9 protein-coding genes and 1 pseudogene are annotated in these 12,059 nt (G+C 58.4%); 5 read left to right on the forward strand and 5 right to left on the reverse strand.

The annotated features are described in order from the left end of the window. Positions 1-76: 76 nt before the first annotated feature. Entirely contained in the window at positions 77-814 is a 738-nt protein-coding gene (gene purC / locus IQ241_RS03170) for a phosphoribosylaminoimidazolesuccinocarboxamide synthase (protein ID WP_193904958.1), read from the reverse strand. Between the two features lie 2 nt (positions 815-816). Next, positions 817-2,370, reverse strand: a complete 1,554-nt coding sequence (lysS, locus tag IQ241_RS03175) for a lysine--tRNA ligase (RefSeq protein WP_193904959.1) — start codon at positions 2,368-2,370, stop codon at positions 817-819. A 177-nt stretch (positions 2,371-2,547) separates the two neighbouring features. Between lysS and clpB the strand changes: the two genes are divergently transcribed. The 5 genes from clpB (at position 2,548) to IQ241_RS03200 (ending at position 9,475) form a co-directional block, all read left to right on the forward strand. Further along, positions 2,548-5,223, forward strand: a complete 2,676-nt coding sequence (gene clpB / locus IQ241_RS03180; RefSeq protein WP_193904960.1) for an ATP-dependent chaperone ClpB — start codon at positions 2,548-2,550, stop codon at positions 5,221-5,223. Continuing rightward, the gene (locus IQ241_RS03185) at positions 5,223-5,666 is read left to right on the forward strand and encodes an MgtC/SapB family protein (RefSeq protein WP_193904961.1); all 444 of its coding nucleotides are present in this window, start codon (positions 5,223-5,225) and stop codon (positions 5,664-5,666) included. Before clpB ends, IQ241_RS03185 begins: the two co-directional genes overlap by 1 nt. A 232-nt stretch (positions 5,667-5,898) precedes the next feature. Continuing rightward, positions 5,899-6,534, forward strand: a complete 636-nt coding sequence (locus IQ241_RS03190) for an NfeD family protein (RefSeq protein ID WP_193904962.1) — start codon at positions 5,899-5,901, stop codon at positions 6,532-6,534. An 85-nt stretch (positions 6,535-6,619) separates the two neighbouring features. Continuing rightward, entirely contained in the window at positions 6,620-7,981 is a 1,362-nt protein-coding gene (locus IQ241_RS03195) for a flotillin family protein (protein WP_193904963.1), read from the forward strand. Next, positions 7,982-9,475 carry a flotillin family protein gene (locus tag IQ241_RS03200; RefSeq protein ID WP_193904964.1) on the forward strand — a complete coding sequence of 498 codons (1,494 nt, stop codon included), beginning with the start codon at positions 7,982-7,984 and terminating at the stop codon, positions 9,473-9,475. It begins immediately after the preceding gene. Between the two features lie 66 nt (positions 9,476-9,541). On the opposite strand, the gene IQ241_RS03205 is transcribed toward IQ241_RS03200, so the two are convergent. The 3 genes and pseudogenes from IQ241_RS03205 to IQ241_RS03215 form a co-directional block, all read right to left on the reverse strand. Beyond that, a complete protein-coding gene (locus tag IQ241_RS03205) occupies positions 9,542-10,708 on the reverse strand; it encodes a pyridoxal phosphate-dependent aminotransferase (RefSeq protein WP_193904965.1) in 1,167 nt (388 codons plus the stop codon). 251 nt (positions 10,709-10,959) lie between these two features. After that, a complete protein-coding gene (psb34, locus tag IQ241_RS03210) occupies positions 10,960-11,130 on the reverse strand; it encodes a photosystem II assembly protein Psb34 (protein ID WP_193904966.1) in 171 nt (56 codons plus the stop codon). A gap of 137 nt (positions 11,131-11,267) precedes the next feature. Further along, positions 11,268-12,059: pseudogene (locus IQ241_RS03215) on the reverse strand (glycine oxidase ThiO); the annotation flags it as partial.

Below are 12,059 nucleotides of genomic sequence, written 5' to 3' on the forward strand. Positions count from 1 at the left end.
GCGCTGCTAAGGTTGGAAGCTTGATATGCTCAGCTCGTTAATCGGACAGATTTTACCCTACTGCCGTCCCCAGCACTCAGGCGAGCTGTGCCAAAATCCGATCTAGCACCCGCTGATAGGCCGTTTCTACATCACCCAGGTCCTGCCGGAAGCGGTCTTTATCCATCACCCGCCGCTGTGGGTCTGACTCGGCCCGATCCCACAGGCGACAGGTATCAGGGCTGATTTCGTCGGCCAGCAGCAGCGTCCCTTTGCTGTCGTGGCCAAACTCAAGCTTGAAGTCTACTAGGGTAATGCCGCAGGTCTGAAAAAAATCGGACAGAATCTGGTTGATCGTGAGCGCCTGCTGCCGCAGCTGGGCCACCAGAGCTTCGTTCGCTAGACCCATGGCGTAGATTCGCCCAGTCGTCAGCAGCGGGTCGCCCAGGTCGTCATTTTTATAGCAGAATTCGACCAGCGGCGGCGTCAGCGCCTGGCCTAGGGGAATGCTGGTTTGCTTACAGAGGCTGCCCGCTGCGATATTTCTCACGACGACTTCCAGCGGCACGATCTGGACGCACCTAACTCGCATTTCGCGATCGCGGGTCGTATCCAGCCAGTGGGTGGCAACTCCCCGCGCTTCGAGCAGCTGAAACAGGTGGGTAGACATGGCGCAGTTGACGACGCCCTTATTCAGAATCTGGCCCCGCTTCTGAGCGTTAAAGGCCGTGGCATCGTCTTTGAAGTAGGTCAGCACGACCTCCGGATCGTCCGTGGCGTAGAGGATCTTGGCTTTGCCTTCATAGAGCTTGGGGAGTTTGGGTCCGGTCTGCATGGTTATTCGGCGCCCTCAGGGCGTTCGGGCTTGAGCAGGGGAAACGCGATCGCGTCGCGAATGCTGGCCGAGTCGGTCAGCAGCATCACCAGCCGGTCGATGCCCATACCCATGCCGCCGGTGGGGGGCATGCCGTATTCCAGCGCGGTCAGAAAGTCCTCATCCACGCCCTGGGCCTCCAGGTCACCCGCCGCCTTTTTCGCCGCCTGGGCCTCCAGCCGCTGCCGCTGGTCCACTGGGTCGGTCAGCTCTGAGAAACTATTGGCCGTCTCCCGACCGACGATAAACAGCTCAAACCGCTCCACCAGCCCGGCTTTTTCCCGATGGGGCTTGGCCAGGGGCGAAATTTCCACCGGGTAGTCGATGATGAAGGTGGGCTGAATTAGCGTCGCTTCGACCCGCTGCTCAAAGGCCTGATTTAGCACCTGGCCGACGCTGGTACAGTCTTCTAGTCCGGTGATGCCGACCTCAGAAGCCGCTGCCCGGGCCGCTTCGACCGTCGTCAGCGGGGTAAAATCAATCCCGGTTTTTGCCTCTACGGCGGCGTGCATGGTCAGCCGGGGCCAGGGCGGGCTGAGGTCCACAGCCTGACCCTGATAGGTGATCTGGGTGCTGCCAATCACGTCCTGAGCGGCGGTGACAATCAGCGCCTCGGTCAGGTCCATCATGCCGACATAGTCGGTGTAGGCCTGGTACAGCTCGATCGACGTAAATTCGGGATTGTGGCGGGTGGAGATGCCCTCGTTGCGAAAAATTCGGCCCAGCTCAAAGATTTTCTCAAAGCCGCCGACGATCAGCCGCTTCAGGTGCAGCTCTGTGGCGATCCGCAGGTACAGCTCCATGTCCAGCGTGTTGTGGTAGGTGACGAAGGGGCGGGCGTCGGCCCCCCCAGCCTCGGGCTGGAGCACCGGCGTCTCAATTTCGATAAAGCCCTGCTGGTCCAGGTGGCGGCGAATCGAGGCAGTGATCAGGGCGCGCTTGCGAAAGGTCTCGCGCACGGTGGGATTGACAATCAGGTCCACGTAGCGCTGGCGATAGCGCTTAGCCACATCGGTCAGCCCGTGCCACTTGTCGGGCAGCGGCAGTAGCGACTTAGTCAGAACGGCATAGCGGCTGACGTTGACCGAGAGCTCGCCCTTGTCCGTCCGCTTGATCGTGCCCTCCACGCCCAGAATGTCCCCGGCGTCGGTCAGCTGCTTCAGGTGGCTAAACGCCTGCGGGTCGGCTGCGGCCATCGATGCCTGAATCTTTTTTTTATCCAGGTAGAGCTGGATGGTGCCAGTTTCATCCTGAAGGGCAAAAAAGGCCAGCTTGCCAAATACGCGCCGGGCCAGCACCCGACCGGCCAGGGAAACGGCAAAATCGACCTCTGCCCCGGCCTCTAGGTCGGCAAACTTGGCCTGGAGATCTGCCGCCCGATGGGTAACGTCCCAGCTGTAGGCGTAGGGATTGAGCCCCAGCTGCCTCAGCTCTGCCACCTTTTGCAATCGCGCCGCCCGGATTTCTTCCAGGCTGGAGCCACCGCGATCGCTAGAACTTGAATTATCGGAAGCCATCGGTCGTCACAGGAGTTAGATTCAGGGAGTAGATTCAGGTCACAGGTTCCCATTGTATCGACATCCCGCCCCAGCCGGACAGCTCACAGAGAGCCGTTTATCCCGACCGCCGGTTGTTATACTGAGCTATTACTAACTTAATAAAACGATACCTGCTCCCCAGCCGTTTCCGCCCATATGCAGCCAACCGATCCCGACCAGTTCACCGCCAAAGCCTGGGATGCCATTGTCGAAGCCCAAGACGTCGCCCGCCGCTTTCGTCAGCAGTATCTCGAAGTCGAGCATGTGACGATTGCGCTGCTAGAGCAGACGGGCCTGGCCGATCAGATCCTCGAAAAGGTTGAGCTGAACCCCGAGCTGATTTTGCAGGAGCTGGAGACCTTTGCCAAGCGGCAGGCCCGCGTCCGCGCCGCCGCCGATGGCCATCTCTACCTGGGCCAGAGTCTGGACCGGATGCTGGACCAGGCCGAAGCCGCCCGGACGAACTTGCAGGATAAATTTATCTCGGTCGAGCACCTGCTGCTGGGGTTCGTCGAGGATGAGCGGGTGGGGCAGCCCCTACTAAGCGGCTTCAACGTCGATAGCGCCCAGATGATGGCGGCCATTCTCGCCGTTCGCGGACGCCAGACGGTGACCAGCCAGACGCCTGAGAACAGCTACCAGGCGCTAGAAAAATATGGCCGCGACCTGACCGAGCAGGCTAAGGCAGGCCAGCTCGACCCGGTGATTGGCCGCGATGAGGAAATTCGCCGGGTGATCCAGGTGCTCTCGCGCCGGACGAAGAATAATCCGGTGCTGATCGGCGAGCCGGGGGTAGGGAAGACCGCGATCGCAGAAGCCCTGGCCCAGCGCATCGTCAACGGCGACGTGCCCGAGTCGCTGAAGAACCGCAAGCTGATTTCCCTCGACATGGGGGCGCTGATTGCCGGCGCTAAATATCGGGGCGAGTTTGAAGACCGGCTGCGCTCGGTGCTGAAGGAAGTGACCGAGTCGGGCGGCCAGATTGTTCTATTCATCGACGAGCTGCATACCGTCGTCGGGGCCGGAGCGGGTCAGAGCAACATCGACGCGGGCAACCTGCTGAAGCCGATGCTGGCCCGGGGCGAGCTGCGCTGCATCGGGGCCAGCACGCTAGACGAATATCGCAAATATATTGAAAAAGACGCGGCTCTGGAGCGGCGATTCCAGCAGGTCTATGTCAATCAGCCGAATGTAGAGACGGCGATCTCCATTCTGCGCGGGCTGAAGGAGCGCTACGAGGTGCACCACGGCGTCAAGATTGTGGACTCGGCCCTGGTGGCGGCGGCAACGCTGTCAGACCGGTACATTAGCGATCGCTTTCTGCCCGATAAGGCCATCGACCTAATTGACGAGGCAGCGGCCAAGCTGAAGATGGAGATTACCTCCAAGCCGGTGGAGCTGGAAACCATTGACCGGCGGCTGATGCAGCTGGAGATGGAAAAACTCTCTTTAGAAGGGGAAGAAGAAACCTCCGGCCCGGCCTACCGCAATTCTAAACAGCGGCTAACCCGGATTAAGAAAGAGATTGTTGCTCTCTCGAATAAACAGCAGAAGCTAAATGAACAGTGGCAAAACGAGAAACAAACCCTCGACTCAATTAATGCGCTGAAAGAAGAAGAAGACCACATGCGGGTGCAGATTGAGCAGGCCGAGCGAGCCTACGACCTGACCCGGGCCGCCCAGCTCAAGTATGGTCGGCTAGAGACGGTGCAGCGCGATCGCGAGATTCTGGAAGCGCGGCTGCAAGAGGTGCAGTCTAAGGGAGCTACCCTGCTGCGGGAACAGGTGACCGAAACCGACATTGCCGAGATTGTGGCCAAGTGGACGGGCATTCCGGTGAACCGGCTGATGGAGTCCGAGCGGCAGAAGCTGCTCCAGCTAGAGGGCCATCTGCACCAGCAGGTGATCGGCCAGGATGAAGCCGTAGCGGCGGTCTCAGCCGCAATTCGGCGAGCCCGAGCGGGAATGAAAGACCCGGGCCGACCGATTGGCTCTTTTCTGTTTATGGGGCCGACCGGCGTCGGTAAAACCGAGCTGGCCCGGGCGCTAGCGGCCTTTCTGTTCGACACGGATGAGGCCCTAATCCGGGTGGACATGTCGGAATATATGGAGAAACATGCGGTTTCTCGCTTGGTGGGCGCGCCCCCCGGCTACGTCGGCTATGAGGAAGGCGGCCAGCTTTCCGAAGCGGTACGGCGGCGGCCCTACTCGGTTGTTCTGTTGGATGAGGTCGAAAAGGCCCATACGGATGTGTTCAACATTCTCCTCCAGGTGCTTGACGATGGCCGAATTACCGACTCCCAGGGCCGTACGGTCGATTTCCGCAATACGGTGATTGTGATGACCAGCAACATCGGCAGCGAGCATATTCTGGACGTGTCGGGCGACGATACCCAATACGAAGAAATGCGCAAGCGGGTGCTGTCGGCGCTGCGATCGCACTTCCGTCCCGAATTTCTCAACCGGGTAGACGACCTGATTCTGTTCCACGCCCTCAGCCTGAAGGAGCTCCAGAGCATCGTCGTGATTCAGCTGAAGCGAATTCACAAGCTGCTGGTCGATCAAAAGATTACCCTCCAGCTGTCGGAAGCCGCGATCGCCTACCTGGCCGAAACGGGCTACGACCCCACCTACGGGGCTCGACCGCTGAAGCGTGCCATTCAGCGCGAGCTGGAAAACCCGATCGCGACCCGCATCCTAGAAAATACCTTTACCGAAGGCAGCACGGTGCTAATTGACCTGAAGGACGGCAAGCTCAAATTTGCGCTCAAGTCGGCCCTCGACGGGGAGCCCGCCGCCAGCCCGCTGCAGCCCGCCGCGATCGAGCCCTGATGGTCAATCCGGGTGAGCTAGACCTGCTGGGGCGGCTGGCCCTGGCCCTGGCCGCAGGCGCAGTCATCGGCTGGAACCGAGAAGCCGAAGGCAAGGCCGCTGGCCTCAGAACCTATATGCTGACCACGCTGGGCTCGGCCTTCTTTGTCCTAATTCCGCTCCAGTTTGAGGAGCTAGATCTCAATGCCCTCAGCCGCACAATCCAGGGCGTCGCCACGGGAGTCGGCTTTTTGGGCGCGGGCGAAATCGTCTACCAGTCGCGGGAAGACAGCCGGAGTAAGCCCCTGGTCAAGGGTCTAACCTCAGCCGCAGCCATCTGGAGCGCCGCCGCCCTAGGTGTCGCAGCGGGCTGCGGCCTCTGGCAGCTCTGCCTGCTCGGTACTTTCCTGGTATGGCTAATCCTCAGCCTGGGCAAATGGGCCGAACATCGCATTTGGCGCTAGTGCGGCAGTTGGAAATCAACCACTCCAGATGACTGAAGATTTGCTTAAGGTAGCCAAAGCTACAATAAAAGAGACTCTTGGGCAAAAGGCCCAAACAGCGTTCAATTCCGTGAAACCTGGCGCAGCTGTTTCTAGGTTTGGCCTAACGCCATCTCTTAAGAAGAAATGACAAATAATATCGACGTTTGGGGTAGGGCTGGCTAAAATCGAGCCATCGGCAACCCATAAAGTAATGCTAACCCTTTACGGCTTCTGCTCTATTGTTGGCGGCATATTTGTTGCCCTCGCGGCCTTTGGCGGCATTGATGGGGCCGATATTGTCGACGTTGATGTCGATCTTGATGCGGATGCCGATACTGAACTCGAAACCGATTTCGAATTTCGAGATCGCGCTAGTTCCGCCCGACGGCGATCGCCCTGGCAACGGCGGCAGTCGGGTCTGGCCTGGCTCGATATTCTGCTGAGCTTCAAATTTTGGACCTTTGGCGTCTGCTTTTTTGGCCTGACCGGGGTAGCCCTCACCCTCACTCAGTTGGAGCTGGCGGCTGGCACTATCTTGGCGATCGCGCTCACTATGGGCCTCATTATGGGCTTAGCCGTAGCCGCGATTCTGCGATCGCTCCGGCAGAACCATGCCGATAGCTTTACCCTGGCTGAAGACCTAGTAGGCGTTTCTGCTGTGGTGGAGGTTCCTTTTGATGCCGCCACGCGGGGCAAAATTCGCCTGTATTTGAAAAACTCTACCCTGGACATGCTAGCCCTAACCCATGAGGGCAGCTTTGCGGCGGGCGACCGAGTGGTCGTGGTTGAAGTACGCAAAAACCATGCCTGGGTTCTGTCTGAGTCTCAGTTCCACTCAGAAGGATGAGGAGCAATAAGCAGGGCTGCTCGGTTAAAAACCTCCCCAGCGTTTCCATGTTCAAATTTGCTGCTGTGCTCTCAGGAGACGGACGATGAGTTCGAAGTTTACGCAAGATTTAGCTGAAGGCGATCGCTTCATACTGGCTGAGGCACCGCCGGAGACCGCTCCACCGCTACGCTCAGATAGCGTATCTCCGCTGTTATCAGCTGTCCCCATTGCGCTGACCATTTTTGGGGTGGTGCTGGTGATCTGGTTTATCAACAGCTTTATGCAGATCTGCGATCCCAACGAGCTGCTGATTTTGTCGGGCCGCAAGCACCGCAGCCGCGACGGTCGGGAAATGGGCTATCGGGTGATTTTTGGCGGGCGGGTGATTGCTATCCCGATTCTAGAGACGGTAAAACGCATGGACCTGACCACCATGCCGGTACCGGTGGAGGTGACCAATGCCTATTCCAAAGGCGGTACTCCTCTAGATATTCACGCGATCGCAAACGTCAAAATTTCCAGCGACCCGCAGGTGGTGGGCAACGCCATCGAGCGGTTCTTAGACCATGAGCAGCAGGAGATCCGCCGGGTATCCCGCGAAACCCTGGAAGGAAACCTGCGCGGCGTCGTCGCCACCCTCACCCCCGAACAGATTAATGAAGACCGGCTGGAATTCGCCGATCGGATTGCCCAGGATGTCTCCCGCGATCTGGCCAAGCTGGGGCTACAGCTCGATACGCTGAAAATTCAGAGCGTCTCTGACCAGGTAGACTACCTCAGCTCCATTGGCCGCCGCCGCATTGCCCAGATTGTCCGGGATGCTGAAATTGCCGAGTCCAGCGCCCTGACCGAGGCCGAGCAGCAGGAAGCAGCAGCCCAGCAGGCGGCACAGGTGGCTAAAACCCAGGCGCTAGCGATTATTCAGCAAAAGCAAAACGAGCTGCGCCGGATCAAGGCCGAACTCGAACAGCGGGCCCGCTCCGAAGAAGAACGGACTGAAGCTGCCGCCCGTGAGGCCCGGGCCAGGGCTGAGCAGCAGCTGCAGGAGGTGCGCTCGAAGCTAGAACGGCTGCGGTTAGAGGCCGATGAGGTGCTGCCTGCCGAAGCGCGACGGCAGGCGCAGGAGCTACAAGCAAAAGGCCGGTCAGCAGCACTATTGGAAGATGCGAAAGCGGCGGCGCTGGTGAATGACATGCTGGCCAAGGTCTGGCAGGAGACGGGCATGGAAGCCACGGAGATTTTTCTGATTCAGCAAATTGAAATGGTGCTGAAGCAGGCCGCCGAAATCCCCCAGCGCGTCCATCTGGACCACATCAACATCATTGATAAAGGGGACGGACAGTCCATTGCCAGCCTGGTCAATGTCTATCCTGAAATGGTGCGACAGTTCTTGGATCGGGTAGACCGGACCCTAGGCATCGATGTTACCGGAACGCTAAATCGTCATCAGCAAGGAGGTGCTTAAATGGGCGCAATTATCACGCTGCTGGTCATTCTCGGGGCTGGGACAGGCAGCATTGTCCTGGTTATTCGCAACCTCTACTACATTTGCCAGCCGAACGAAATCCTGATTTTCGCGGGCAGTTCCCAGCGCACCAGCAGCGATCGGCGCGTCGGCTATCGTCTGGTCAAGGGCGGCAGCAGCATCCGGGTGCCGCTGCTAGAGCGGGCTTTGCGGATGGACTTGACCAATATGATTATTGAGCTGCGGGTCTCGAATGCCTACTCTAAAGGTGGTATTCCCCTCCAGGTTGAAGGGGTAGCCAATATCAAAATTGCGGGGGAAGACCCCACTATTCACAATGCAATTGAGCGACTGCTGGGCAAAACCCGCAAGGAAGTTGAGCAAATTGCCAAAGAAACCCTCGAAGGCAACCTACGGGGCGTGCTGGCAACCCTAACCCCGGAACAGGTAAACGAAGACAAAATTGCCTTTGCCCGTAGTCTGCTGGATGAGGCCGAAGATGACCTGGAGCAGCTCGGTCTGGTGCTGGATACGCTGCAAATTCAGAATATTTCCGACGATGTACGCTATCTCGACTCGATCGGCCGCAAACAGCAGGCCGACCTGCTGCGGGATGCTCGCATTGCCGAAGCTGAAACGCGGGCAGAGTCAGAGATCCAGGCTGCCGAGAATGATAAAAAGACCGCCCTCCGCCGCCTGGATCGCGATATTGGCATCGCTACTGCTGAAGCCGAACGCCGGATTACCGATGCGCTGACTAAGCGGGAGGCCGTCGTCGCCGAGGCGGAGGCCGACATTGCCTCAGAGCTGGCCCGGATTCAGGCCGATGTGCCAGTGCAGCAAGCGCGGATTGAGCAGGTGAAGCAGCAGCTCCAGGCCGACGTGATCGCCCCGGCTGAGGCTCAGTCGAAACGCGCGATCGCGGAAGCCAAGGGTGAAGCGGCCCAAATCCTTGAAGACGGCAAGGCCCTAGCGGAGGGCACCCAGAGCCTGGCAGAATCTTGGCAGGCAGCGGGCGCTAGCGCCCGGGATATCTTCCTGCTGCAAAAGCTGGAGGTGTTGCTGAAGACCCTAACGGCAACGGTGCCAGAGGTGCAGGTGCAGAACGTCACGGTAATCGACAGCGACGGCGGCAGCGCGGCGACAAAAGCGATCGCGTTTACCGAGCAGCTGCGACAGGCTACCGGCATCGACCTGGCCGGAGCGGTACAGCGTTTCGCGCCCGCCGCTGTGGAGCCAGCGATGTCGCAGGAGGAGTATCTGAGTCTAAAAGCGGATATTCAATCCCTGCTGGACCAGGCCGCCCAGAAACCCCGCCCAGAGAAAGCCGCCGAGCAAACCGTCGCTGCTGCCATTGAACAGCGTCCGGCCTTCAAAAACCAGCTCCAGCGAGCCCTTCGGGCAGGTGGAGATGCAGCTGTAGAAGCCCTATTTGCCCATCCGCTGGTGCATATTCCCACCCGTATGGTCGGAGCCTGGATTAGGGAGAATTAGCGTTAAGCAAATAACTCAGCAAATGGGTTTAAGTGTCAGAATTGCATGGGTCTACTAATCCTTACCTCACAGATAGGCTTGGACAAATTCTGCTAGCCGATCCATGCCGCGCTCGATGGTGTCTAAATCGGTCGCATAGGAAATCCGGATTGTCTCTGGCGTACCGAAGGCAGCACCTGGGATGATGGCGACGTGCTTTTCATTAAGCAGCCTTTCGCAAAACTCGACTGAGTCTGCTCCCAGTTTGCTGATATCTACGAATAGATAGAACGCGCCCTGGGGGTCAACGCAGGTCAAACCTGGGATTGCGCGCACCCGTTCAACGATGGTCCGACGGCGTTTGGCAAAGGCCTGGCGCATGGTTTCAACACAGTCTGGAGGGCCTTCGAGGGCCGCGATCGCGCCATACTGAGCAAAGGTGCAGACGTTCGACGTACTGTGGCTCTGGATTTTACTAGCCGCCTGAATTAGCTCTTGCGGTCCGGCCAGATAGCCAATGCGCCAGCCGGTCATCGCATAGCCCTTGGCAAATCCATTGCTGGTAATGGTGCGCTCAAAAGCGGCTGGACTAGCTGCGCCAATGCTCAGGTGAGTAGCATCGTCATAGAGAATTTTTTCATAAATTTCATCTGAGACCACCCAGATACCCGCCTCGACCACAACTTCGGCCAGGGCGCGGATCTCGTCGGGCGTATAGACCATGCCGGTTGGGTTTGACGGCGAATTCAGGATAAATAGCCGCGTTTGGGGCGTGATCGCCTGGCGCAGCTGAGCTGGCGTAATTTTGTACTGGCTCTCCATCGCCGTCGGTACGATTACCGGCTTACCGCGCGCTATCGTCACCATCTCGGGATAGCTCACCCAGTAAGGTGCCGGGATAATCACCTCGTCTCCCGGTGCAATCATCGCCATCATCAGGTTAAACAGCGACTGCTTGCCGCCGTTGGTCACCATAATCTGGTCGGGGCTATAGCTAAGCTGATTGTCAGACTGGAGTTTGTTAGCAATTGCCTGGCGCAGCAGCGGCTCGCCCGCCGTTGGACCATAGCGAGTCTTGCCTTCGTCTAATGCCGTTTTAGCGGCTTCGCGGATATGGGTTGGCGTATCAAAGTCAGGCTCGCCAGCGCTGAAGCTGCAAATATCCAATCCTTCCTGCCGCATTGCCTTCGCCTGGGCTGAAATCGCCAGCGTCATTGAAGGCGCAACTTCTCGGACGCGGGCTGCCAGTTCCATACTCATGCCTCGAACCAATCTCTTTGCAATTGACCAATTTGCCTAGCTTAGATCGTTTTTTTGTAGTGCGCGATTCAATTTTTGATGGATTAATAGCTGAGGACGATAAATTGGGCCGTTGATGGTGGGTTTGTTAGCGGGTGTTGACCAGGAAGCGGAGCAATAGGGCGTGGGAGTTTAGAAAAATGGTAAAATCCGGCCCCAAATCATTGGGAACCGGATTCAGGACCTTATAATTTTGGAGACTGAACCTAAGAGACTGAAGCAGCTACGGCAAACAGCCCGCCCACCAGGCTCAGGGCAGCAACACCAATGATGATGTAGTTGCGCTTTTGCCCAGAGGTGGGAGGCTCGGCCTCATACATCTTGGGCTCGACTGCAAAGTTGTTGAGACGGCCGCCTTCTTCAGTGGTGTAACGCATAGGTTTCAGTTCCCTCTAATTGCTTTGACATAATCGTAACAAAAGTTTGCAAAGTTTTCCAGTATCCCTGCCCTATCTCTTTCAGAAGATAGGGATTGCTCAGGTACGAGCCCGGCGGCATATCGGCATGACTCAGGCTAATGGCTGACCTGCCCGGTGGTAGGCGAGCTGGCGCTGGCGTGGGTTTTGACCGGAATTCGACCGGCTAGATAGGCGAGCCGTCCCGCTTCAGTGGCTAGCCCCATGGCCCGCCCCATGGCGACCGGGTCGGTAGCTTTGGCGATCGCGGTATTGATTAGCAGCGCATCGGCTCCCAGCTCCATCGAATAGGCTGCCTCGCTGGGCGTCCCAATCCCCGCATCGACTACCACTGGAATCTGAGCATTCTCGACAATAATCTGAATGCTCGCGGCATTGCGAATGCCCTGACCCGAACCAATCGGCGAGCCCAGCGGCATCACCGTCGCACAGCCCACTTCCTCTAGCCGTTTGGCCAGCACCGGGTCAGCGTTGATATAGGGCAGCACCGCAAAGCCTTCCTTCACCAGCTGCTCCGCTGCCTTAAGCGTATCGATCGGGTCAGGCAGCAGATATTTGGGGTCAGGGATCACCTCTAATTTAACGAAGTTATTGTCTTCCTGGCCGAGCAGCTTGGCCATTTCACGGCCTAATCGGGCCACCCGGATGGCTTCGTCAGCCGTCTGACAGCCTGCCGTATTGGGCAGCATCCAAAGCTTCTGCCAGTCCAGCGCTGCGGCTAACCCCTCATGGCCGGGGGCGTTGGTCTGCACCCGGCGCACTGCGACGGTGACGATTTCACTGCCGCTGGCAGCCAGGCTCTGACGCATGGTTTCAAAGCTGTCGAACTTGCCGCTGCCGGTCATTAGGCGTGATTGGAAGGTGCGACCGGCGATAGTGAGGGGGGTGGG

The organism is Vasconcelosia minhoensis LEGE 07310 (assembly GCF_015207255.1).
GTDB classification, from domain to species: domain Bacteria; phylum Cyanobacteriota; class Cyanobacteriia; order Phormidesmidales; family Phormidesmidaceae; genus Vasconcelosia; species Vasconcelosia minhoensis.

What these genes read in the sequence shown, in the direction of transcription:
- purC (WP_193904958.1), bottom strand. Translation starts at nt 814, where the DNA reads ATGCAGACCGGACCCAAACTCCCCAAGCTCTATGAAGGCAAAGCCAAG.
- lysS (WP_193904959.1), bottom strand. Translation starts at nt 2,370, where the DNA reads ATGGCTTCCGATAATTCAAGTTCTAGCGATCGCGGTGGCTCCAGCCTG.
- clpB (WP_193904960.1), top strand. Translation starts at nt 2,548, where the DNA reads ATGCAGCCAACCGATCCCGACCAGTTCACCGCCAAAGCCTGGGATGCC.
- IQ241_RS03185 (WP_193904961.1), top strand. Translation starts at nt 5,223, where the DNA reads ATGGTCAATCCGGGTGAGCTAGACCTGCTGGGGCGGCTGGCCCTGGCC.
- IQ241_RS03190 (WP_193904962.1), top strand. Translation starts at nt 5,899, where the DNA reads ATGCTAACCCTTTACGGCTTCTGCTCTATTGTTGGCGGCATATTTGTT.
- IQ241_RS03195 (WP_193904963.1), top strand. Translation starts at nt 6,620, where the DNA reads ATGAGTTCGAAGTTTACGCAAGATTTAGCTGAAGGCGATCGCTTCATA.
- IQ241_RS03200 (WP_193904964.1), top strand. Translation starts at nt 7,982, where the DNA reads ATGGGCGCAATTATCACGCTGCTGGTCATTCTCGGGGCTGGGACAGGC.
- IQ241_RS03205 (WP_193904965.1), bottom strand. Translation starts at nt 10,708, where the DNA reads ATGGAACTGGCAGCCCGCGTCCGAGAAGTTGCGCCTTCAATGACGCTG.
- psb34 (WP_193904966.1), bottom strand. Translation starts at nt 11,130, where the DNA reads ATGCGTTACACCACTGAAGAAGGCGGCCGTCTCAACAACTTTGCAGTC.